Source organism: Streptomyces sp. NPDC046909, assembly GCF_040644695.1.
Classification (GTDB): Bacteria; Actinomycetota; Actinomycetes; order Streptomycetales; family Streptomycetaceae; genus Streptomyces.
Window position 1 is genome coordinate 23,520 of record NZ_JBEYXC010000015.1, and the last position, 21,188, is coordinate 44,707.

Below are 21,188 nucleotides of genomic sequence, written 5' to 3' on the forward strand. Positions count from 1 at the left end.
CCCGGACATCTGGTTGCGCTTCTCGCGGCTCGCCCAGGTCCTCGTACCGATCGCCGTCGGAGCGCACCTCGCGCGGAGTCTCCGTGACCGCGGCCCGGCCCGATCCTCGCGGCAGACCGACGCACCTCCCAACCGGCCCGGCGGCCGGCATCATTGAGTCCGTCGTTCTCCGGGCCGGTGGCTCAGCAGGCGATGACGTACCAGACCGGGGTCCAGTACACGTCGTTCCTCTCGGGGGCGTCGCTGGAGAACATCCAGGCGCCGTTGGCGTCGTAGAAGTGAGCCCTGGTGCCCGGCGTCTGGTTGTTGTGGAGGGAGCCCCAGCCGACGAGGTTGGGGAGGGTGTACGTCGTGTTGCACGTGGTGTAGTCGAACCTGTTGCCGTTGGCGCCCTTGCCGCACACGTAGTAGTAGGCGCAGTTCAGCGAGTCGGCGGCCGAACTGGGCCCGGCGGCTTGGAGGGTGACGGCGTTCTTCATCTGGGCCGCCGTCAGTGACGGTTGCCGGGCTGCCTCGGAGGTGAGGATGCCGGTGCTGTCGGTGTGGGCGGCGGCGGTGCCGTTGAGCCCCACTGTCGAGGTCGCGATGGCCGCCGCTGCGAACAGTGCCGCGGTCAATGTGCGTGGTTGCATGAGGAATCCCCCTCGATCGAGGTTGCCGTCAACTCGCGTTCTGCGTATCGGGTTTGGGCCGGTCCAGTAGTCGGCGGTCATCACCGGGAGTTCAGCGTCCTCGCGTGCGAGGGCCTCAACGTAGGACTCGGGCGACGTGCTGCGCCAACTTTTCGAAGATCTTCGAAACGCCTTGCCTTCCGGGGGCGCGGGGCCCATCACCGTGGCGGGGGATTCAGCGATGTGACGTCGGGCAGGCGATGCGGGTGGTACGTCGCCAGGGCCGCACCCGTGAGCCACCAACCGCGGTACACCAGGGCACGGCACAGGGGTTCCGGGAGTCGGTCGAAGACCGTCGGTACGAGGGACAGGTCGCGGCCGTCGTAGGTGCGGTGTTCCGGGAAGGAGTCCCGCCACTTGTCCAGTTGTCCGGAGCCGTGGTCGGGGAAGTCGGTGGCCAGGGCCATCAGGACGCCTCTGCGTGCGCCGGGCGGCAGGGGTTCGTCGGGGCCCACGGTGTGACCGCGCTGGAAGCGCTCGACGGTCAAGCGTGTGCGCAGCGCGGTGCTTTGGCGGTAGAGGAGGGAGTTGGCGCGGGCCAGATCGCGGACGATCGGCAGGCCCCCGTACGCGCCGGGGCGCAGCAGACCGCCGGAGTTGAGGATGACCAGGAAGACGTCGCGGTAGTGCTCGCTGTCGATGGCCTCCGAGCCGGTGTTGTCGTAGGTGCCGCCGTCGAGGAGGGCGGGTGTGCCGGTTCCGCAGGGAAAGGCCTCGTGGTCGAGGAGCAGGGGAGGGAAGGCTCCCGGTACCGCGGCCGAGGCGGCGACCGCGACGCTCAGCTTCAGGTTGGTGCCGGCCGTCGGCGCCAGGCCGATCGTGTAGTCGCCGAACACGTCGCGTTCGAAGGTGAATCGGGTGCCGGTCGTGAGGTTGGCTGCGTTGAGGATCCAGCGGACCTGGGGGTCCAGGTCGGAGAGTTGGGTGCCGTCGAAGAACCACTCGTCGAGACGGCGGGCCAGGAGGTCGGTGCGGGTCGAGGGGCCCGCGGTGCGCCAAAGGCCCCGTAGGAGTGCCTTCTTGAGGGAGTGGGAGCTGATCTTCCCGATCGTCGGGTCGATGACGAGGTCGTCGACGGCGGTGGTGGTGAAGCCCCGCTGTTTCAGGGCGGGCCAGTGGGTGGCGAGCAGGCCGTTGGCTATCGAACCTCCGGACACCGACGATGCGTATCTCAGCTCCGGCATCATCCTCGCGTCGGAGAGGAAGCGCAGGACGCCCAGGGCGGCGAGCGTCGCGCGGAAGCCGCCTCCGGAGAGCGTGACGGCGACCGGGGCGGCGGCGGGGGCAGGTTGTGCGGGGCGCAGAGTGTCACCGCAGGGCCGGGCGCGCAGGCCGGTGCCCACGTCGGGTGAGTCCACCGCCCAGGTGCGGGTGTCGGGGTGGGACGGGGTCATGGCTGCTCACCGATCTCTATGACCTGGGCCAGGTCCGCGGGCGGCCGGACGCTGACGGTGAAGCTCCGCTTGTCCTGGAGGTCGCCGAGGGTGTCGTTCGCGAAGTCGATCCGGTTCGTCAGATGGATGGTGTACTCGTCGTCGGGGGCCCGTGAGGCGACCAGCATCTGGAGGGTTTCCTCGCTGGGGTGGTGGTGTTTCACGCCGTCGGCCGAGATCACGTAGTGATCGGCGTGGATGTGGTCGAAGAAGTCGCTCTCCACGTTGCGATTGCTGCCGTGGTGGGGGAGTTTGAGCAGGTCGACGTGGAGCGGGTCGGTGCCGTCGAGCAGTCCGGTGTCGCGCAGCCCGGCGAGGATGCGATCGCCCCTGGCATCGCCGGTGAGCAGTGCGGTCCGCCCGTGATGTTCGAGCAGCAGGACGATGCTGGAGAGATTGGGTACGGAGCCGTCCGTGTAGGAGGAGGTGATGACGCCCGGGTCCTGGAGTTGCCGGGCCTCGCGCCAGCGATCCGCCAGCTCTTCCAGCGCTGCCTCGTCCGGGGCCACCACTGTGACGTGCAGGTGGTCGAGTGTCGCCTCCCCGCCGGTGATGAGCGGGCCGTCGAAGAGCGGATTGCCGCCGAGGCCCAGTTTGGCCGCCGCGTCACGCAGGGCTCGTCCCTGGTTGTAACTGGCCCTGACGGCACCGCTTTCCGCACTCGCGCGGTCGACGAGCTCCTGGGCCGAGGCGCTCAGCCCCTGTTCCTCGCGGTCCACCAGGTCGTCCACGGAGTTGAACCAGACCTTCCGCACGGCGAAGGGGTCGGGTTCCTGGTCGTCCCTGGCGTGCTCGATCTGTCTGAGCAGCTTGAGCAGTCCGACGGTGTGGTCGTCGTCGACGTGGGAGAGGCAGACGACGTCGATCCGCGGGATGCCCCGGCCGTCCGGAGGGAGCTGCGAGAGGCGGTCGCGCAGGGACGTCTCGTAGACCTGGCTCGGGCCGCCGTCGACGAGCATGACCCTCTCGTCCGTCCCCCAGCGGACCAGGAAGGAATCGCCGTGCCGGGCGTTGAGGAAGTCGAAGGTGAACATGGCGCGCTCCTTGTCCGGGCTCGGGTGTCACACCGACTGCATCGCGCGCAGGACGTCGACCAGGCCGGATCCCTGGTAGTGGCGTTCGCGGCCCAGATCCGTCGCCGTGGCGCACAGGATCTGCTTGACGCGCTCCGGGCGGCCGATCAGTTCCCGGTTGCGTGCCAGCAGCATTGCGGCGGCTCCGCTCACATGGGCCGCTGCCTGACTGGTGCCGTGGAGGGCGGCGATGCCCTGATCGGGGATGGGCCCGTCGATGTCCTCGCCCGGTGCCAGGAGATCGGGCTTGGGCCTGCCGTCGCCGGTGGGACCCCGGCTGGAGAAGTAACTGACGCCATGGCGGTGCGGATTGCTGCGATGGGTGGAGCCGACCGTGATGACGGAATCGGCGTTGCCGGGATCGGAGATGCTCGCACCGCGGTAGTCGCGGCCCAAGGTGTGGACGGCTCCCGCGTATCCGGAGTTCCCGGCCGCGGCGACGACCACGACACCCGAGCGGGACAGGCGGTCGCACTCGATGCACACCGGGGTCCAGCCGGTGGAGTGGCTCGCCACGTCATGCGGCACCGAGAGGCTGATGTTGACCCCGGCGATCACGAACCGGCCCGCCTGTTCATTGATGTACCGGATGGCCTGAAGGGCTGTCACGATGGAGAACTCGTCTCCCGTCCCCTCGTCGCCGAGGACCCGGAAGTCGTACAGCTGGATCCTTGGACAGATACCGCGGAACTCCTCCTCGGGACGCGGCCACCAGCCACCGATGATCCCGGCGATATGGGTGCCGTGCGGGTCGAGAGGGGTGGTGTACGACTGGTAGCGCGGGACTTCGGAGGGCTGTGCCGTGGCGGGGACCGTGGTGAGGTCGATCTCGGCGAACGGGAGGGCCTTGGGCCAGTCGATGCGTCCGTCGTTCAACGCGTCGAGGGACAGCGTCTTGCGTACGCCGACGAAGTTGAAGGCCCGGGGGATACGGGAATGGCGCGGCACCGGTTCCGGTGTGGCCGTGGTGTCCCAGTCGTAGAAGGCGGGGTGTCGGGCGTCGATGCCGCTGTCGACCACGGCCCAGCCTATGGAACTGCAGTTCACGGAGAAGACCTGCTCGGCGGCGTCGGCCTTGATGGTGGCCCGGGAGCGTACGACCGCGGAGGACGCCTGTCGGTTGGCCGTCACGGAGAGGATGGGATACCGCTGTCTGCGGTCGAGGACGCCATGCCCGGCCGGGTCCGCGGGGGGCTCGGTGTCGGCCGGCTCCAGATGAACACCGGTCAGAATCCGGGCCACTTCCGAGCTGACCACCTTGCCCGACGGCCGTCTGTCGCGCAGCGCCGGATACGACTCCGCGACAATGGCGCTCAGCAGTCTGAGGAACCACCGCTGGTGCCGGGTGCGCTCCTGCCGCCGCGCGGAGTTGTCGTGAACGTCGCTGGCGCGCTCGGGAATCCCGCCGGGCCGCGCTTCCGCCGGGGTGTCGTCGCGCAGCGCGTCCACGATGCCGGCGGGGCCCTGCCGGTTCGCCAGATCGTGCGCGTCACGGATGACACGGTTGAGGTTGGTCTTCGGCAGCACGGTCTGGACGAGCTCGCTCAGGGTCAGCTTGGCCGCGATGAAGCTGCCGGACGCGATCGGCTGGCAGTCGCCCATCATGTTCAGGTTCCTGAAGCGTTGCAGGATCTGCTGGACGCCGTGTTCCTCGTCGATGGCGAGGATCAGGTCCTCCCGTGGCTGCGTGGCGTCCTCGGGCACATGGGCGAGGGCCAGCAGGGCGTCGAACCGTACGGGGCAGTCCGTCGCCCAGGGAACGGGCCGGGGTCCCTTCCCGTAGAAGAGTTCTTCGAGTCTCTGTCGTTCCATCCGGGTCATCGCCGTCGATCAGGTACCGGTGCGGACGCCGGTCTCCCAGCCGCCCGCGTCGGACGGCGAGGGTCTCCGACCTCAGTGTGGAGCGCGAGGGAGGGGGCGCAGCAGGGCAGAAGGACCCACACCGGCCAGGGGCAGCGTTACCCCGTCCACGAGACCGCGGGGATGAGGTCGTGGGTGAGGGCGAAGCGGGTCAGATCCGCCCGGCGCCGGGAGCCGATCTTGTCGCGGAGACGGTCCAGATGCGAGTGCACGGTGTGCTCGCTGATGCCCAGCCGTACGGCGATGGCGTGATCGGTCTCACCGTGCGCGACCAGCTCCAGGATCTGGCGCTCGCGATCCGTGACATGACACGACGGCTCCGTGTCCGGCCGTACGGCGAGCTCCGCGGAGACGTAGGAGCGGCCGTCGGCGACGAGCCGGATCGCGGCCAGCAGCTCGCCCACGTCGGCGTGACGGCTGACGCAACCGCGGGCGCCGGCGCGCAGGGTGGACACGGCGTGGTGGTCCCGCGCGGAGCACAGCACCAGGACCGAACCCCCGTCGGCGGCGAGCCGCCCCACCACTTCCGCCAGGCACACGGGTGACAGCTGAAGGTCCACGAGCACGATGTCACCCCGCCGCAGAACCCCCGCCGCCTCGTCGGCGGACCGGGCGGCGAACGCGAACGCGAGGCCATCGGCGCCGTCGACGAGATGGGCCACACCACTGCTGAGGAGCGGACAGTCACCCACGACGGCGACACGCCTCGCTTGCGCACTCATCGGCGCCTCATTCCGCCCGGGCCGGCGCCCTGGGTGCGGGCATGGCCTCCCAGCTCCAGTGTTGTTCGCGCGGGGCGGTCCGGCATGCCGAGGCACTTCGGCACCCACTCCTTGCGCTTCGGTTCTCGAAGCGTCATAGTGATTCGAAAATCGAAGCAGTGCTGGAGGTTCCATGCCCAAGGGCTACTGGGTCAGCGTCTACCGCACCATTTCGGATCCGGAGAAGCTGGCTGCCTACAACAAGCTGGCCCGCCTGGCCGTCGAGGCCGGGGGCGGTCGGACCGTCGTCCGCGGCGGCCGGGTCGTGGCACATGACGCCGGAATCGCCGAGCGCACCGTCCTGGTCGAGTTCGACAGCTTCGAGCAGGCCGTCGCGGCGCGCGAGAGTCCGGCCTACCAAGAGGCGCTGGCCGTCCTCTCCGACGGCGTCGAGCGCGACTTCCGCATCGTCGAAGGCGTCGACTGACCGAGGTCCGGCCGGAGCGGTCAGGTGACCCGGGCGGCGAGGTACTTCGGGGCCATCTCGCGGTAGCTGTCGGTGAGAAGTTCGGTGAGCTCGGTCCAGTCGGTGTGGTCACCCAGCACGGCGGCGACGACGTTGTGGCCCCAGCCGGCACGGAAGAACGGGAACCCGCCGGCGGTCAGGCCGAGCAGATCGTCGACGGGCACCCGGAACGTCATCACGACCAGTTCCCGATCCGCGGCCGCATACGGGGCGTAGGCCGGGGCGCGCTCCACGTCCGGCGCGTAGACATGGGCGAATGTCCGCGTACGGATCCGCCAGCGCACCCCGATCCAGGCCGGTTCCTCGTACGACTCGGGCAGCTGCCGGCAGATCGGCCGCAGCCGGTTCAGGATCTCCGGCGGCACGTCTCCAGGACTCGACATGGGTCGACACTAGCGACCGCGGGTGACGTGACAAGCCGGACGTGGCGGCCCTCACCGGGCCGCCACGCACGCCGGCCGTCAGACGCGGTCGGCCGCGATCAGCACGTACTGGAAGGACCCGTCGCGGTACGACTCGATGAACGCCTCCTCGATCCCGGTGACCAGCGAGGACGTGGCCCGAAGCTCCCAGTACGGCAGCGTGTCGGGCGTCAGGTCGATCACGGTCTGCGGTACGAGCCGGTTGTCGGCCATGGCCCGCAGATACTCACGGCGGGAGTGGATGTTGCACTCGAAGTGGGCGTTGATCTGGGAGACCCACTTCGACGGCTGGCCGTAGCGGGGATTCCAGCAGCCGGTGATGGTCACGTACCGGCCGCCCACCTTCAGGAAGCGGGAGTGCTCGGCGAACAGGTCGTGGAGGTCGACGTACATGGTCGACTCGTTGTTCCAGGAGGCGGTGACGCTGCCCTTCTCGAAGGGCGTGTCGAGCATGTTGCACACGCGGGAGCGCACCTGGTCCTGGATCCGCAGATCCCGTGCCCGTCCGTTGCCGAAGTCGGCCTGGGTCGCGGACAGGGTGACGCCCTCGACCTTGCAGCCGAAGCGCTGGTGCGCCATGACCATGGAGCCGCCGCGCCCGCAGCCGGCGTCGACGAGGGTGTCGTCGGGCGTGACGGGGCCGAGGTGGTCCAGGAGGAACTCGGCCTGGGCGGACTCGAGCCGGTGCAGCTCCGCGATCAGTTTCTTCTCGTACTCGCTGTGCTCCGGGTCGCCGAGAGCGTCATGGTTGACGTCGCCGATGCCGTAGTGGTGGTGGTAGAGACCGTCCACGTCACCGAGGCGCAGGTTCACCGGCCTCGCCTCGTTGTTCCAGTACCGGGCGATGTCCCCCTGGTAGGGGGTCGCCGGGGCCGGGATCGTCGCGGAGACGGTGGGGGTGATTTCTGTGGTCACAGAGGTGTCCGTTCCTTACCAGAAGGCGGGCAGGCTGTAGCGGTAGGTGTTGGTGCGGTGCCAGTCGTGGTTGCCGTCGACCCACGCGGCCACGCCCTTGAGGAAGCGCACCACGGGGGGCAGCGGACAGGCCGCTGCCAGGTCGGCCGCCGCCGCCTCGAAGGCGTGCATGAGCTCGTTGTGGACCTCGACCGCCTTGAGATAGGCGTCGCGTTCCGAGAGCTCCTCGCGCTCGGCGATCACCACCGGCAGGTTCAGATGCCGGCCGGGACTGGCGAGTTCTTTGGTGTAGGAGTACAGGTCGTTGACGATGGTGGTCGCGTTCCCGGCCAGCGCGATGACCCGTTGCATCTCCGGCCGCGCGTGCAGGTCCGCTGGGAGCTCGTAGCCTCCGATGGTGTCGGTGATGGTGGGGCAAGGGCGGAAGTTGTTGAACTGGCGCATCGCCAGGTACTCCCACACCTCGGGTACGTGGTCGGTCTCGGCCCAGGCGGCCTCGGCCAGGTAGCCCAGATGCAGCCGGGCCATGTCATGGCGGTAGCGGTCGGTCTGCGAGGGGCTCGCCATGCGGACGAAGTAGTCCATCGCACTGCGATAGGCGCGCCGCGGGGGGTCCGCGCCGAGCGACTCCTGCCACGCCGGCGTGTACTCCGGGGTGGTGTGGAGGGGATCGAGCGCGGTGTGGGCGAGGAGGAGGCGACCGCCGAGTCCGACAGGTGAGCCGCCGTGGTCCTCGCAGTAGCAGTCGTCGAGGGCGTTCTCCGCGACCATCAGCCGGGTGGCGATCATCAGATGATCGACCGTGGGGGCGTCGGGGTGGCAGCCGACCATGTACCGCCCGACGGAGAAGCCGTCGAACTCGCCCTCCCACTCCTCGGGGTAGAGCTGGACCTCGTCCTCGGCCCAGCGCTTGATCCGGTGGCTCACCTCCTCCACCCGTAGGGGATCGGGCTCCGGCACGGGGTGGTGGTAGAGGCCGGGTACGGCCTGCCCTTCGGCGGGCGGTGCCGGGGGCGCGGGTTCGGGCGGCAGCCGGTGCGGAGTGTGGGCCAGCGACAGGGAGGCCGTCCCCAGTCCGGTGGGTCCCCCCAGAACCCTGTGAAGGCCGAGGTCGGCCGCGGGCGCGGGAGGCGCGGCCGCTTCCGGGGCGGCGACCGATGCGGGCGCGGCTGTGCTCGTCGGATCCGCACGGCCCGCGAGGGACAGCGAGGCCGTGCCCAGCCCGGTCGGTCCGCCCAGGACCCGGTGCGGGACGGGCTCGTCGGCGGGCACGGGAGGAGGGGGCGGGGGTGGGGGAGCGATCGCCGGATGTGCTGCCGCCGCTAGGCCGAAGGCCGCCACCGCGGTCGGAACATCGGGGACCACCGGTGCGGGGACGTCCGGCACGGCGGTGGCCGGCCGGGACCGCTGCTCAGGGACGGTTGATCCAAGGGACGCCGGATCGGGCATCTGCTACTCCTTGTTGCGGTGGGGTGAGCGCTCGTACGGCGCGGACGGGGACGTCGGCCCGGTCCGCGCGGCGTGCCCTCAGCCGCGTACGCGGGCGATCTGCACGTTCTCCATCACGCCGAGCGCGTCGGGCAGGAGCACTGCCGCGGAGTAGTACGTGCTGACGAGATAGGACATGACCGCCTGCTCGTTGATGCCCATGAAGCGCGCCGAGAGCCCCGGCTCGACCTCGTCCGGCAGTCCTGTCTGCCGCAGGCCGATGACCCCCTGGTTCTTCTCGCCCGTGCGCATGGCGATGATGGAGCTGGTCTGCTCCTTGGTGATCGGGATCTTGTTGCAGGGCAGGATCGGCACCCCGCGCCAGGCCGGGACGGACTGCCCGCCGACATCGACATGATCCGGGTAGAGACCGTAGGCGTTGAAGCCGCGTCCGATCGCGGCGATCGTCCTCGGGTGGGCGAGGAAGAACTTGGTGCCGCGGCGGCGACAGAGCAGGTCGTCCATGTCGTCCGGGGTGGGTGGGCCGGAGTGGGGCTGGATGCGTTGCTTGAAGTCGGCGTTGTGCAGCAGCCCGAACTCACGGTTGTTGACGAGCTCGTACTCCTGGCGCTCGCGCAACGCCTCGATGGTCAGCCGGAGTTGCTCCTCGGTCTGGTTCATCGGCCCGTTGTAGAGGTCGGCGACCCGGGTGTGGATCCTCAAGACGGTTTGCGCGACGGAGAGTTCGTACTCCCGCGGCTTCAACTCGTAGTCGACGAACGCGCTCGGCACATCGACCTCGCCGACATGACCGGCCGACAGGGGGATCGCGGCCTCGCCGTGCTTGTTCTGCGGTCGCCGCGCGGCGGAGCCGAACTCGCCGATGTGGCCCCGAAGACCGGGCACGGAGTCCTGTACGGCGGTGAAGTCGGCCCGGGAGAGGGTGAGAAGAGTGCCGGATGTCTCGGCGGTGGCTGTGTGCTCGTAGCGGGCGTCGGGGTCCAGGAGGGCGTTCTCACCGAAGTGTTCGCCGTCCGCGAGCACCCCGAGGCTGATCTCCCCGCCGTACTTTCCCTCACCGGACTGGCTGACGCGGCCATGGGCGATGAGATGGACCCGGTCCGCCGGGCTGCCGCGTTCGACCAGGACCTCGCCGGCGTCGAAGTCACGCTGTACGCAGCGCTCGGCGAGCGCTGCGAGGGCGTCCAGGTCCTCGAAGCCCCGAAGCAGGGGCAGTCCACCGAGTCCGTGGGGGATCACACGGACCGCGGCACCCTCCTGCACGAACGTGACGCGCCCGTCGCCGACGGTGTGGCGCAGCCGCCGGTTGACCCGGTAGGCGCCGCCCTTGGTCTCGACCCAGGGGAGCATCCGCAGCAGCCAGCGGGAGGTGATCTCCTGCATCTGCGGGGCGGACTTCGTGGTGGTGGTGAGGTTGCGTGCGGCGGAGGTGCTCAGGGACTGCTGTGGTACGGCTGGTGCGGCCTGGGTTTCCGGGCTGCTGTCCACGGTCATCGGGGTGGGCTGCTCCTTGCGTGGCCGGGCGGCCGGCGCACAGATGCGCGTCGGCCGAGGGACAGGGAGGACTCGGCGATGGTGGCGGGAGACTCCGGTGATCCCTCCACGTGCAGGACGGTAATGGCCTGTTGAGCCGTTTCGCCGGGAGAGCCCGGCTGCTTCCTTCGAAGCGGTGACAATCATGCCGATACGGTTTATCGGACCATTCAGCGCTATTGCGCCACCCTGGGCGGGCCCGGCCGGAGCCCACGGGCCGTCCACCACGTGGAACGTTTCCTCGCGTTGATCGCGTCGCGCATGATCAAGCCATCAGTACGCCGCCGCAGTGGCACAGTGGCGTCCGTCAGCGAATCATCACCTCGGCGGCGCACGGTATAACGTCGACGGGGAGCTGCGAGCGCGGAGGCGGCTGTGCTCCGCTCGCGGGAAGGGGAGTAACGGTGAAGCCACGGCTCGATGGCGAGGCGGCCGCCACGGGTCGGCCCCGGGCGACCTCGCGTGCCGAGCTGGAACGGCTGGGTTTCGATCTGTTCGCCCGCCAGGGATTCGACAACACCACGGTGGACGACATCGCCGCGGCGGCTCGCATCGGCCGCCGCACCTTCTTCCGTTACTTCGCGTCGAAGAGCGACCTCGTATGGGGCGATTTCGAGCAGCACCTGCTTCGTTTGAAGGGACTGCTCGAACGCGCGGACCCCGGGGTGCCGATGATGGACGCGTTGTGCGACGCCGTCGTCGAGTTCAACCGCTTCGACCCGGTCGACGTCCCCTGGCACGCGCAGCGCATGGAGCTGATCCTCGGCGTCCCGACGTTGCAGGCCGACGCGACCCTCCGCTACGCCTCATGGCGGGCCATCGTCGCGGACTTCGTGTCCCGCCGCACAGGTCTGCCCCCGACGGCCATGCTGCCGCAGCTCATCGGCCACTCGGTCCTGGCCGCGGCCGTGACCGCCTACGAGCAGTGGCTGTCCGTGGCCGAGGCGGACCTCTCGGATCTGCTGCGCCAGGCGATCACGCAGCTTGATACCGGGTTCGGTTCGGCGGTGGGCAGGAAGAGCACATCTTCGGCGTCATGACGGGCGGGACGCCGGCGCCCGGAGATCGCAAACCGGCTCAGGGCGCGGAGTGGCGCATCGCGTCCGCCACGAACTCGCCGATGAGGACCGCCGTCGCGGCCGGTCCGCGCAGGGGCGCGGTCGGCAGGATCGAGGTGTCCGCGACGCGCAGCCCGGTCAGTCCGTGCAGCCTGCCGTAGGGGTCGACGGCGGACTGGGGATCGCCCGTTGGCCCCATGGGGACGGTGCCGCACGTGTGCTGCGAGGTGCCGAGACGATCGCGGATCCATCCGTCGAGGAGTTGGTCGTCCTCCAACGTCTTCGCGTTCAGGCCCAGAAGGTCTGCGGACACCTCCTGGAAGGCGGCGGTGGAGGTCAGGGATGCCGCCACCCGGATGGCTTCGCGCATACGTCGCCGGTCCTTGCCGGTGCGGAGGAAGCCGTAGTGGGTCTCCCAGACGGGGCCGTGCGTGGAGGCCCTGACGGTGATGCGCCCGCTGCGGACCGGGGTCTGGACGGAGACGAAGAACGCCAGCGGTTCCTCGGACAGACCGGTGTGTCCGGTCACGAGCCGGGACAGGGGCACGAGGGACTGGAGGACTTCGAGATCGCCGGGGTGCGGTCCGCCGGTCGAGGACGCGTGCAGTACGGCGCCGAGCCATGAGTCGACGGGCGCGGGCATGGGCCGCCTGGGGAGCCACTCCAGCACCGTCTGCGGGTGATCGCTGAAGCGCGTGCCGACCGCGGCGTTGTCGACGACCACGGGAATGCCGAATCGGCGCAGGTCCGCGGCGGGGCCGACGCCGGAACGATGCAGGATGCGCGGAGTGGCGAAGGCGCCGGCGCACAGCACGACTTCGCCCGCCTCGATCACGATGCGGCGGCCGGCCCGCTCGACGACCACACCGGTCGCCCGGCCGCGGTCGACGGTGACGGCGTGGACGGCGGAATCCCCCTCCACCCGAAGGTTGGGGCGTTGCAGAGCACCGATGAGATAGCCGATGCCGGTGTTGATGCGGAGTCCGTCGGCACAGTTCACCGGCACCGCGCCGAAGCCGGGAGCGTCCTGGGCGTTCTTGTCGCCCTCTTCGGGACAACCCGCTTCCCGCGCCGCCGAGCAGAACGCGGCAGCCGCCGGATGGCGCAGATCCGTCCGCCGTACGGCCATCGGGCCGTGGTTCCCGTGCACCGCGGTGGCGCCATGGTCGTGGTCGTTCTCCAGGCGACGGAGCAGGGGCAGCATCCGTTCGTACGTCCACGCGTCGCCGCCGGCCGCCGCCCAGCGGGTGAAGTCGCCGTGCCTGGCCCGGATGAAGTAGCCGCCGTTCACCGTGGTCGAGCCACCGAGGATCTTCCCCCGGACCACGGTGTACGGGGTGTCGGGAGTCAGTCGTACCGAGTAGGGCTGCATCCAGGGTCCCTCGGGGCCGGCACCGGGAACGAGCCGGGCGTCCAGCAGCTCCGGAGGGAATTCCGACACCGTGCGCGGGACTTGCCCGGCCTCCAGCAGCAGCACGCGGCGGTCGGATTCCTCGCTCAGTCGCGCGGCCAGTGCCGCTCCGCCGGCTCCCGCGCCGACCACGATGACATCAGGGCGGTTCACGAAGACGAGCCTCGATTCGCGTGTGGGTGCGTCAAGAGGGATGAGCGTATGAGCGACCCCTTCCTTTTTGGCACCGCGTGTCATTAAGGTCGCGCTACCGGATCGGGGAGAGGAGGAGCGGTGACGCTTCCTCAGGGGTTCGTGGTCAGGCTCGACCGTGACACCCGGGTGCTGGACGGAGGCCGCGCCCTGCTCGGCGGGTCTCCGGTGCGGCTGATGCGCCTGACCCGGCGCGCCCAGGACCTGCTGACCGGGCATACCGTCGAGGTCCGCCACCGGGCAGGTGCACTGCTCGCCGAGCGGCTGCTGGACACCGGCATGGCCCATCCGGTCACCGATGTCCTGTCCGCCCCCGAGGACTCCCGCTGCACCTTCGTCGTTCCCGTGCGCGACCGGGCCCGGGCGCTCGACCGGCTCCTCACCAGCCTGGGGGGCGAGCATCCGGTGATCGTCGTCGACGACGCCTCCCGGCGACCGGGGACGGTGCGGGCGGTCGCCGTCCGGCACGGAGCGCGCTTCGTGCCGCTGGACGTCAACGTCGGTCCGGCCGGTGCGCGCAACGCCGGTCTTCGACTCGTCACGACTCCGTTCGTGGTCTTCGTGGACTCGGATGTCGTCCTGCCCGCCGACACCGTTCCGACGCTGCTCAAGCACTTCAGTGACCCCCGGGTCGCCATGGCCGTCCCGCGCATCACGGGCCTTCCCACCGCTGTACGAAGCTGGATCGCGCGGTACGAAGAGGCCCGCTCCTCCCTCGATCTGGGCCCCCGCCCGGCCCAGGTACGCCCCGGCACCTCGGTCTCCTGGGCCTCCACCGCCTGCACGGTGGCTCGCGTGGAGGCGCTGTCCGCAGGGTTCGACGAGCGTATGAGGGTGGGGGAGGACGTCGACCTGGGCTGGCGCATCGTCAAGAACGGCTGGCGGATCCGCTACGAGCCCGCCGTACACGCCGCGCACGAGCACCGGACCCGCTTCGACGACTGGTTCACGCGCAAGGCGGTCTACGGAACGGGCGCCCACCCGCTCGCCGAAAGGCACCCCGAGTTCATCGCTCCCGCCGTACTCGCCCCGTGGAACGCCGCCTTCGCGCTCGCGCTCCTCGCTCAACGCCGATGGTCCGTCCCCGCGGCGGCCGCGGTCTGCGCCATGACTGCCGCGCGGACCGCGAGAAGGCTCCGGGGGACGCAACAGCCCGTGCGGCTGGCCTCCTCCCTGACGGCCATGGGCGCGGTGGGCGCGCTGAGCCAGACCTCGGCGCTGCTGACCCGGCACTGGTGGCCGCTCACGCTCGCGGGGTGCGTGGTGTCGCGCCGCGTACGACGGGCCACGGCGCTGGCGGCCGTCGCCGACATCACGTTGGAGTACCGGAACAACCCCGCCGGCATCGATCCGCTCCGGTACGGCCTGGCGCGCAGGCTGGACGACATCGCCTACGGCGGTGGCGTGTGGTGGTCCGCCGTCAAGGGGCGTTCCACCAGGGCGCTGCGGCCCCGGTTGCGGTGGGGCGGCGAGCGGGGCTGAACCCGCGCGCTCCCGACCGCCGCGGGTCAGGTCCATGCTGTCGGCGTCGGCCACGGCTCTTCGGCTGCTCAACGGCGGTCGGACAGGAAGGCGACCAGGTCCTCGGTCGCGTGGAGCAGCAGGGCGTGGCCCTCTTCCGCGGCGGCGCCGGTGGGGTCGCCGAGCACGCCGTTGGCGGTGACGGGCTTCAGCCCGCCGTCTCTCAGCGCCGGCATGAGCTGGGCGACGGGCGTCGTGTTTCCGGCCTCGGCCCGCTCCAGCCGGACCCGGTCGGGCGACAGGGCCAGCATGACGGAGGTCTCGGTCCGTCCGGCGTGCGCGTCCCCGCCCCAGCGGGGAGACCAGGCGAGGACGTCCCGTTGCTCGTCCCGCAATCTGCGGACGGCCCGGGACACCGGCCCGGCGTTCCCGCCGTGCGCCGAGACCAGCACGATCCGGGGGAAGCTCGCACTGGCGGAACGCACCAGCTCGACGAGGAGCAGCTCCACGGCCTCCTGCCCGATGGACAGGGTGCCGGCGAAGCCCTGGTGCTCACCGCTGGAACCGAAAGCGACCGGTGGGGACACCACGACGCCGGTCCGCCGACGCGCCAGACGCTCGGCCAGGGCCACCGCGATGTCGGTGTCGGTGGACAACGGCAGGTGCGGCCCGTGCTGTTCGGTGGCGCCGACCGGCACGGCCAGCAGCAAGGGCCCGTCGGCGGTGCGGCGCGCGACCTCCGGCCAGGTCAGGGAGGCCAGGTCGGTCATCGTGGTGCCCTCTCAGGAGGAGGCGTCGGCTCCGAGAGTTCGGGTGAAGCCCGGCGGGACCAGGACGTCGTCGGGTGTCAGTTCGCGGACGGAGGAGCGGCGCAGCCCGAGCAGGGCGGAGTCCATCCCGCCGCGCAGGATGTCCAGCACGTTCTCCACCCCGGCCTGGCCGTTCGCCGCCAGGCCCCACAGGTAGGCGCGGCCGATCAGGACCGCTTTTGCTCCGAGGGCCAGCGCCTTGATCACGTCGCTGCCGCGTCGGACGCCTCCGTCGAGGAGGACCTCGATCTGGTCGCCCACGGCCTGGGCGACCGCGGGCAGGGCGCGGATCGGGGCCGGAGTGGTGTCGAGGTTGTTGCCGCCGTGGTTGGACACGGACAGGGCGGTGGCCCCGACGTCCACAGCGCGGCGGGCGTCGTCCACCCGGCAGATGCCCTTGAGGAGGAACGGCCCCTCCCACTGCGCGCGCAGCCACGCGATGTCCTGCCAGGACGGGGGCGGAGTGGTCATCCACTCCCCGTAGGCGCCGAAGAAGGTCGGCGGCCGCTCGTCGCGTCCGACGACGTTGGGGACCGTCAGGTCCGGCAGTCGCCGTGTCCGGGCGAAGTCCATCAGCCAGTGCGGGCGGGCCAGCCCCTCGGGCGCGAACCGGACCATGGCCTTGAGGTCCAGTCGCTCCGGGATGACGGGGCTGCCCCAGTCCCGGCCGTGGGAGAAGGACCAGTCGAGGGTGACGATCAGCCCCTTCGCCCCGGCGGCGCGGGCCCGCTCCAGGTGCCGCAGCATCGAGTCCTTGGTGCCCATCCAGTACATCTGGAAGAACGTCCGCGGATTGGCCGCTACGACGTCCTCGACGGGCTTGCTCGCGAAGGAACTGAGGCCCATGGCGGTGTCGCGCGCGGCCGCCGCACGGGCGACGGCCACCTCGCCGTCGGGGTGCACGGCCTGCACTCCGGTCGGGGAGATGATCACCGGCAGTGAGATCTGCTCGCCCATCACCGTCGTGGACAGCTCCCGCTTGGCGGATTGCCCGGCGACGTGGGGCGCGAAGCCGAGCTGAGCGAACGCCTCGGTGTTGTCCCGGTAGGACACCCCGTGCTCCGAACCGGCGAGCAGCGCGGCGTACACGGATTTCGGCAGCCGCTTCTTCGCCCGCCGCTGCGCCTCCGCCACCGTCTCGAACCAGCCGCCGTCACCCATGGCGGGCCTCCTCGATGTCCAGTCCCGCGAGGGGACTCTCGTCGCACATACGGTCCGGGCGGCGCAGCGCCGGCATGCCGAGGGATACGGGGGCGGCGCGCACCGGGCCGGTGTGCGAGTGGTCGCCGGTGGGACGCGGCACCGCCGCCAGGTCGATCGCGGCCAGGGCACTCTCACCGTGTCCCTTGACGCACTCGGGGTCGGGCCCGTCCAGCGGCAGGCCGGTGAAGAACTTCGCGGCCATGCACCCGCCGCGGCAGGCGTCGTAGGCCGAGCAGCGGGTGCACGCGCCGCCGGTCTGCGGCTGCCGCAGTTCCTGGAACAACGGCGACTGCCGCCACACGTCGGTGAAACCGCCGGCATCGCGCACATTGCCGGCCAGGAACGCGTCGTGGATGGCGAAGGGGCAGGCGTAAACGTCACCGACCGGGTCGATCAGGCACACCACGCGTCCCGCGCCGCAGAGGTTCAGCCCCGGCAGCGCGTCGCCGTAGGCGGACAGATGGAAGAAGGAGTCGCCGGTCAGTACGCGCTCTCCGCGGTCGGTCAGCCAGTGGTAGAGCTCCCGCTGCTGTGCGGGGGTCGGGTGCAGCTCGTGCCAGACATCGGCGCCGCGGCCCGAGGGCCGCAGGCGGGTGAGCCGCAGCTGGGCGTCGTAGCGGTCGGCGAGCGCCTGGAAGGCGTCCAGCTGGGGGATGTTGTGGCGGGTGGCGACCACGGAGATCTTGAAGCCGCGGAAGCCGGCGTCGGCGAGGTGGTCCATCGCGCGCAGCGCGGTGGCGTACGAACCGGCGCCGCGCACCGCGTCGTTGACCTCGGCGGTCGCGCCGTCCAGGGACAGCTGTACGTCGACGTAGTCGGAGGCGGCGAGTCTGCGCGCGACCGCGGGAGTGATCCTCACGCCGTTGGTGGAGAACTTCACGCCGACGCGGTGGGCGGTGGCGTAGTCGACCAGCTCGAAGAAGTCGGAGCGCACCGTCGGCTCCCCGCCGCCGATGTTGACGTAGAAGACCTGCATGCGTTCCAGCTCGTCGATCACCGCCTTGCACTCGGCGGTGCTCAGCTCGCGCGGATCCCGGCGGCCGGAGCTGGACAGACAGTGCACGCAGGCCAGGTTGCAGGCGTAGGTGAGTTCCCACGTCAGGCAGATGGGTGCGTCGAGGCCGTGCTGGAAGTGGTCCACCAGGCGGTTGGCGGGCGTCGTGGCGCGCCCCGGTTCGGGGGGTGCGACCGTCATGGCGTCTCCTTGCCCTGGGTCCCGTCATGGTCGGGCGCCGGTCGAAGGACGATCATCTGCGAGGCCGCCAGCGTGGCCAACGCGGCGCCGAACCGGGGGAGTTCGGCCGATGCGATGCCGGCGGCCCGGCAGGCTTCCGTGGCGCTCGACCGGTCCGCCAGCGTCCGCACCACGTGCAGCAGGCGCCGGTCCTTGAGGAACGACAGCCGCCGGGTGCCGAAGTGATAGAGCAGGGCGCCGAACCGCTCGGGCCGCACGGCCACTTGCGGGTGGATGTCCCAGGCGGCGTCGAGGTCGAAGGGGGCGGCGGGCGTTGCGGCGGGCATCGTCCCGGCCTCAGTAGACGCCGCACATTCCATCGATGGACACCTCCTCGACCAGCAGGTCCTCCTCGATCAGGTCCTGTTCGGTCGGCTGCTCGTCGGTGGGGGAGGGGAGGGGGACGGGGGTGGGGGTCTGGGCGGTGTCGGGCACGAGAGGTCTCCTTCGACGGGAGAGGGAGGAGGGCGCTGGCCAGAGAGCCGGACGATATTGGCACCAAGTGTCGAAACCTGACTGCGGCTCACCGTAATGGCACCTGGTGCCGAAAGGAAGGTGTCGTGCGGGCGTTGCTCAGATGGACAGAGCCCCGGCGTCGATGTCGCCGGGGCGTCGATTGTCCTGGGTGTCGGTGAGCGTCAGGGCCGGCGCGGGCTGATGCCGAGGCGCTCGGCGAGTTCGGCGGCGCCGATGCCGTACGTCTCCCGGATCCGAACGCCCTCCGCGCCGACGTCGAAGACGCCGTGGTCGGTGTAGACGCGGCTGACGCAGCCGACGCCGGTGAGCGGGTAGGTGCAGCGCGGCACGAGCTTGGGCTCGCCGGTGCGGGTGAAGAGGGTCATCATCACGTAGACGTCCTTGGCGCCGATGGCGAGGTCCATGGCGCCGCCGACGGCGGGGATGTCGTCGGGTTTGCCGGTGTGCCAGTTGGCGAGGTCGCCGTCGAAGGCGACCTGGTAGGCGCCGAGGACGCAGACGTCGAGGTGCCCGCCGCGCATCATGGCGAAGGAGTCGGCGTGGTGGAAGTAGGCCGCTCCCGGGAGTTCGGTGACCGGGACCTTGCCGGCGTTGGTGAGGTCGGGGTCGATGGCGTCGCCTTCGGCCTTGGGGCCCATGTTGAGCATGCCGTTCTCGGTGTGCAGCACCACCCCGGAGTCGGCCGGCAGATGGTCGGCGATCTTGGTGGGCTGTCCGATGCCGAGGTTGACGAAGGAGCCGGCCGGGATGTCGCGGGCGATGACGGCGGCCAACTCGTCCATCGAGAGACGGTGTTCGGTGTACGCGGTGGTCATCGTGCCCCCTGCACGGTGTAGTGGCGGGCCGTCACCTGGACGATCCGGTCGACGTAGATGGACGGGGTGACGACCGCCTCGGGGTCGAGCTTGCCGGCCTCGACGACCTGCTCGACCTGGACGATGGTCGTCGTCGCGGCCGTGGCCATGACGGGGCCGAAGTTGCGGGCGGTCTTGCGGTAGACGAGGTTGCCCAGGGTGTCCGCGACGTGGGCGCCGATCAGCGCGTAGTCACCCTTGATGGGGTACTCCAGCACGTACCTGCGGCCGTCGATCTCGCGTACCTCCTTGCCCTCGGCCAGCGGTGTGCCGACCGCGGTCGGGCAATAGAAGGCGCCGATGCCGGCCCCCGCCGCGCGCATCCGCTCGGCGAGGTTGCCCTGCGGCACCACCTCCAGCTCGATCTTCCCCGCGCGGTAGAGGCCGTCGAAGACCCAGGAGTCGGCCTGGCGGGGAAAGGAGCAGAGCACCTTGCGCACCCGGCCCGCGGCCAGCAGCGCGGCCAGTCCCACGTCGCCGTTGCCGGCGTTGTTGGACACGATCGTGAGGTCCTTCGCGCCCTGCCGGATGAGCGCGTCGATCAGGTCGAACGGCATCCCGGCCAGCCCGAATCCGCCGACCAGGACGGTGGATCCGTCCTCGATCCCGGCGACGGCGGCATCCGCGCTCTCCGTCACCTCCGCCCGGCTCATCGGCCCGCCTCCGTGGCGTCGCAGTTCTCCAGTACGACGGCCAGGCCCTGGCCGACGCCGATGCAGATCGCGGCGACGCCGTAGCGCTGCCGTGTCTCGCGCAGCACCTTGGCCAGCGTGCCGAGGACGCGGCCGCCCGAGGCGCCGAGCGGGTGGCCGATCGCGATGGCGCCGCCCTTCTGGTTGACGAGCGCGGGGTCGATCTTCCAGGCGTCGACGCAGGCGAGCGACTGCACGGCGAAGGCCTCGTTGAGCTCGACCGCGCCCACCTGGTCCCAGCCGATCCCGGCCCGGGCCAGCGCCCGGTTCGCGGCCTCGACGGGGGCGTAGCCGAAGGCCTGCGGCTCAAGTGCCATCACACCCCGGCCGGCGATACGGGCGATCGGGTCGGCCCCGATCGTGGCCGCCGCCCGCTCGCTGCCCAACAGCACCGCGGAGGCACCGTCGTTGAGCGGGCTGGCGTTGCCCGCGGTGATGGTGCCGCCCTGTTCCGGGGTACGGAAGACGGGCTTGAGCCCGGCCAGCGTCTGCGGTGTCGATCCGGGCCGGATGCCCTCGTCGCGGGTCAGGTCGACGCCGTCGACCGGCGCCACCAGATCGTCGTAGAAGCCCGACTCCCAGGCGGCGTGGGCGAGTTGGTGGGAGCGGGCGGCGAACTCGTCCTGCCGCTCGCGGGAGATGCCGAAGCGCTCCTGGAGCTGCTCGTTGGCCTCGCCGAGGCTGACCGTCCACTCCTTCGGCATGCGCGGGTTGACCAGCCGCCAGCCGAGCGTGGTGGAGACCGCGGTGACATCGCCGACGGGGAACGGCTTCGGCGACTTGGGCAGCACCCAGGGCGCCCGCGTCATCGACTCCACGCCACCGGTCAGCACCACCTCCGCGTCGCCGGACTCGATGGTCCGACTCGCCGTCATCGCCGCGTCCAGGCTGGAGCCGCACAGGCGGTTGACCGTGGTGCCGGGCACGCTCACCGGGAGGCCGGCGAGCAGCGCCGCCATGCGGCCGACGTTGCGGTTCTCCTCTCCGGCGCCGTTGGCGTTGCCCCACACCACGTCGTCGATGGCGCTGGGGTCGAGGTCCGGGACCGTCGCGAGTGTCGAGGTGATCGCGGCGGCGGCGAGGTCGTCGGGGCGGACGCCGGCCAGCGCGCCGTTGAAGCGGCCGAACGGTGTCCGGGTCGCGGCATAGAGGAAAGCGCTCATGGCAACGACGCTAAAGCTGCGCCGCGATATTCTGAAGTACGCATATGAGGG

At 70.6% G+C, this 21,188-nt stretch carries 21 protein-coding genes; 3 read left to right on the forward strand and 18 right to left on the reverse strand.

Annotated features, from left to right (window positions below):
- Positions 1-182: 182 nt before the first annotated feature.
- The 5 genes from ABZ928_RS38330 to ABZ928_RS38350 all read right to left on the reverse strand — a co-directional run bounded on the left by ABZ928_RS38330 (position 183) and on the right by ABZ928_RS38350 (position 5,759).
- On the reverse strand, positions 183-632 hold the full coding sequence (locus tag ABZ928_RS38330; protein ID WP_361529195.1) for a hypothetical protein: 450 nt from the start codon (positions 630-632) through the stop codon (positions 183-185).
- A 197-nt stretch (positions 633-829) separates the two neighbouring features.
- Positions 830-2,065, reverse strand: coding sequence for a patatin-like phospholipase family protein (locus tag ABZ928_RS38335; protein ID WP_361529198.1), 1,236 nt, complete (start codon positions 2,063-2,065; stop codon positions 830-832).
- On the reverse strand, positions 2,062-3,138 hold the full coding sequence (locus ABZ928_RS38340; protein WP_361529200.1) for an MBL fold metallo-hydrolase: 1,077 nt from the start codon (positions 3,136-3,138) through the stop codon (positions 2,062-2,064). The genes ABZ928_RS38335 and ABZ928_RS38340 overlap by 4 nt, the downstream gene beginning before the upstream one ends.
- 27 nt (positions 3,139-3,165) lie before the next feature.
- Positions 3,166-4,989 (reverse strand): S8 family serine peptidase, encoded by a 1,824-nt coding sequence (locus ABZ928_RS38345; RefSeq protein ID WP_361529203.1) that lies wholly within the window; start codon positions 4,987-4,989, stop codon positions 3,166-3,168.
- Positions 4,990-5,135: 146 nt separating this feature from the next.
- Positions 5,136-5,759 (reverse strand): response regulator transcription factor, encoded by a 624-nt coding sequence (locus ABZ928_RS38350; RefSeq protein ID WP_361529206.1) that lies wholly within the window; start codon positions 5,757-5,759, stop codon positions 5,136-5,138.
- Between the two features lie 172 nt (positions 5,760-5,931).
- Between ABZ928_RS38350 and ABZ928_RS38355 the strand changes: the two genes are divergently transcribed.
- On the forward strand, positions 5,932-6,225 hold the full coding sequence (locus tag ABZ928_RS38355) for a DUF1330 domain-containing protein (protein WP_361529209.1): 294 nt from the start codon (positions 5,932-5,934) through the stop codon (positions 6,223-6,225).
- A 20-nt stretch (positions 6,226-6,245) separates the two neighbouring features.
- Here ABZ928_RS38355 and ABZ928_RS38360 read toward each other — a convergent pair whose 3' ends face one another.
- The 4 genes from ABZ928_RS38360 to ABZ928_RS38375 form a co-directional block, all read right to left on the reverse strand.
- Positions 6,246-6,647 (reverse strand): MmcQ/YjbR family DNA-binding protein, encoded by a 402-nt coding sequence (locus ABZ928_RS38360; RefSeq protein ID WP_361529212.1) that lies wholly within the window; start codon positions 6,645-6,647, stop codon positions 6,246-6,248.
- 78 nt (positions 6,648-6,725) lie between these two features.
- The gene (locus ABZ928_RS38365) at positions 6,726-7,601 is read right to left on the reverse strand and encodes a geranyl diphosphate 2-C-methyltransferase (protein ID WP_361529215.1); all 876 of its coding nucleotides are present in this window, start codon (positions 7,599-7,601) and stop codon (positions 6,726-6,728) included.
- Between the two features lie 15 nt (positions 7,602-7,616).
- Positions 7,617-9,050, reverse strand: coding sequence for a family 2 encapsulin nanocompartment cargo protein terpene cyclase (locus ABZ928_RS38370; protein WP_361529218.1), 1,434 nt, complete (start codon positions 9,048-9,050; stop codon positions 7,617-7,619).
- A gap of 78 nt (positions 9,051-9,128) precedes the next feature.
- Complete coding sequence (locus ABZ928_RS38375) at positions 9,129-10,544, reverse strand: family 2B encapsulin nanocompartment shell protein (protein WP_361529221.1); 1,416 nt, start codon at positions 10,542-10,544, stop codon at positions 9,129-9,131.
- 443 nt (positions 10,545-10,987) lie between these two features.
- On the opposite strand from ABZ928_RS38375, the gene mftR reads away from it, so the two are divergent.
- The gene (gene mftR / locus ABZ928_RS38380) at positions 10,988-11,623 is read left to right on the forward strand and encodes a mycofactocin system transcriptional regulator (RefSeq protein WP_361529224.1); all 636 of its coding nucleotides are present in this window, start codon (positions 10,988-10,990) and stop codon (positions 11,621-11,623) included.
- A gap of 37 nt (positions 11,624-11,660) precedes the next feature.
- Here mftR and mftG read toward each other — a convergent pair whose 3' ends face one another.
- Positions 11,661-13,205, reverse strand: a complete 1,545-nt coding sequence (gene mftG / locus ABZ928_RS38385) for a mycofactocin system GMC family oxidoreductase MftG (RefSeq protein WP_361529227.1) — start codon at positions 13,203-13,205, stop codon at positions 11,661-11,663.
- 120 nt (positions 13,206-13,325) lie between these two features.
- Here mftG and mftF point away from each other — a divergent pair, with 120 nt between their 5' ends.
- Entirely contained in the window at positions 13,326-14,726 is a 1,401-nt protein-coding gene (mftF, locus tag ABZ928_RS38390; RefSeq protein WP_361529230.1) for a mycofactocin biosynthesis glycosyltransferase MftF, read from the forward strand.
- Positions 14,727-14,794: 68 nt separating this feature from the next.
- On the opposite strand, the gene mftE is transcribed toward mftF, so the two are convergent.
- The 8 genes from mftE to ABZ928_RS38430 all read right to left on the reverse strand — a co-directional run bounded on the left by mftE (position 14,795) and on the right by ABZ928_RS38430 (position 21,137).
- Positions 14,795-15,475: a mycofactocin biosynthesis peptidyl-dipeptidase MftE gene (gene mftE / locus ABZ928_RS38395; RefSeq protein WP_361529233.1), complete on the reverse strand. Its 681-nt coding sequence runs from the start codon at positions 15,473-15,475 to the stop codon at positions 14,795-14,797.
- A gap of 12 nt (positions 15,476-15,487) precedes the next feature.
- Positions 15,488-16,675, reverse strand: a complete 1,188-nt coding sequence (mftD, locus tag ABZ928_RS38400) for a pre-mycofactocin synthase MftD (RefSeq protein ID WP_361529236.1) — start codon at positions 16,673-16,675, stop codon at positions 15,488-15,490.
- Complete coding sequence (gene mftC, locus ABZ928_RS38405) at positions 16,668-17,912, reverse strand: mycofactocin radical SAM maturase (protein ID WP_361529239.1); 1,245 nt, start codon at positions 17,910-17,912, stop codon at positions 16,668-16,670. The genes mftD and mftC overlap by 8 nt, the downstream gene beginning before the upstream one ends.
- Complete coding sequence (gene mftB / locus ABZ928_RS38410; RefSeq protein WP_361529242.1) at positions 17,909-18,238, reverse strand: mycofactocin biosynthesis chaperone MftB; 330 nt, start codon at positions 18,236-18,238, stop codon at positions 17,909-17,911. The genes mftC and mftB overlap by 4 nt, the downstream gene beginning before the upstream one ends.
- 10 nt (positions 18,239-18,248) lie before the next feature.
- The gene (gene mftA, locus ABZ928_RS38415; RefSeq protein WP_361529245.1) at positions 18,249-18,386 is read right to left on the reverse strand and encodes a mycofactocin precursor MftA; all 138 of its coding nucleotides are present in this window, start codon (positions 18,384-18,386) and stop codon (positions 18,249-18,251) included.
- Positions 18,387-18,589: 203 nt separating this feature from the next.
- On the reverse strand, positions 18,590-19,243 hold the full coding sequence (locus ABZ928_RS38420) for a 3-oxoacid CoA-transferase subunit B (RefSeq protein ID WP_361529248.1): 654 nt from the start codon (positions 19,241-19,243) through the stop codon (positions 18,590-18,592).
- Positions 19,240-19,935 carry a 3-oxoacid CoA-transferase subunit A gene (locus ABZ928_RS38425; RefSeq protein WP_361529251.1) on the reverse strand — a complete coding sequence of 232 codons (696 nt, stop codon included), beginning with the start codon at positions 19,933-19,935 and terminating at the stop codon, positions 19,240-19,242. Before ABZ928_RS38425 ends, ABZ928_RS38420 begins: the two co-directional genes overlap by 4 nt.
- Positions 19,932-21,137, reverse strand: a complete 1,206-nt coding sequence (locus tag ABZ928_RS38430; protein ID WP_361529254.1) for a thiolase family protein — start codon at positions 21,135-21,137, stop codon at positions 19,932-19,934. The genes ABZ928_RS38425 and ABZ928_RS38430 overlap by 4 nt, the downstream gene beginning before the upstream one ends.
- Between the last annotated feature and the right edge of the window lie 51 nt (positions 21,138-21,188).

Coding starts and splice junctions, on each gene's coding strand:
- ABZ928_RS38330 (WP_361529195.1), bottom strand. CDS start 632: ATGCAACCACGCACATTGACCGCGGCACTGTTCGCAGCGGCGGCCATC.
- ABZ928_RS38335 (WP_361529198.1), bottom strand. CDS start 2,065: ATGACCCCGTCCCACCCCGACACCCGCACCTGGGCGGTGGACTCACCC.
- ABZ928_RS38340 (WP_361529200.1), bottom strand. CDS start 3,138: ATGTTCACCTTCGACTTCCTCAACGCCCGGCACGGCGATTCCTTCCTG.
- ABZ928_RS38345 (WP_361529203.1), bottom strand. CDS start 4,989: ATGGAACGACAGAGACTCGAAGAACTCTTCTACGGGAAGGGACCCCGG.
- ABZ928_RS38350 (WP_361529206.1), bottom strand. CDS start 5,759: ATGAGTGCGCAAGCGAGGCGTGTCGCCGTCGTGGGTGACTGTCCGCTC.
- ABZ928_RS38355 (WP_361529209.1), top strand. CDS start 5,932: ATGCCCAAGGGCTACTGGGTCAGCGTCTACCGCACCATTTCGGATCCG.
- ABZ928_RS38360 (WP_361529212.1), bottom strand. CDS start 6,647: ATGTCGAGTCCTGGAGACGTGCCGCCGGAGATCCTGAACCGGCTGCGG.
- ABZ928_RS38370 (WP_361529218.1), bottom strand. CDS start 9,050: ATGCCCGATCCGGCGTCCCTTGGATCAACCGTCCCTGAGCAGCGGTCC.
- ABZ928_RS38375 (WP_361529221.1), bottom strand. CDS start 10,544: ATGACCGTGGACAGCAGCCCGGAAACCCAGGCCGCACCAGCCGTACCA.
- mftE (WP_361529233.1), bottom strand. CDS start 15,475: ATGACCGACCTGGCCTCCCTGACCTGGCCGGAGGTCGCGCGCCGCACC.
- mftD (WP_361529236.1), bottom strand. CDS start 16,675: ATGGGTGACGGCGGCTGGTTCGAGACGGTGGCGGAGGCGCAGCGGCGG.
- mftC (WP_361529239.1), bottom strand. CDS start 17,912: ATGACGGTCGCACCCCCCGAACCGGGGCGCGCCACGACGCCCGCCAAC.
- mftB (WP_361529242.1), bottom strand. CDS start 18,238: ATGCCCGCCGCAACGCCCGCCGCCCCCTTCGACCTCGACGCCGCCTGG.
- ABZ928_RS38420 (WP_361529248.1), bottom strand. CDS start 19,243: ATGACCACCGCGTACACCGAACACCGTCTCTCGATGGACGAGTTGGCC.
- ABZ928_RS38425 (WP_361529251.1), bottom strand. CDS start 19,935: ATGAGCCGGGCGGAGGTGACGGAGAGCGCGGATGCCGCCGTCGCCGGG.
- ABZ928_RS38430 (WP_361529254.1), bottom strand. CDS start 21,137: ATGAGCGCTTTCCTCTATGCCGCGACCCGGACACCGTTCGGCCGCTTC.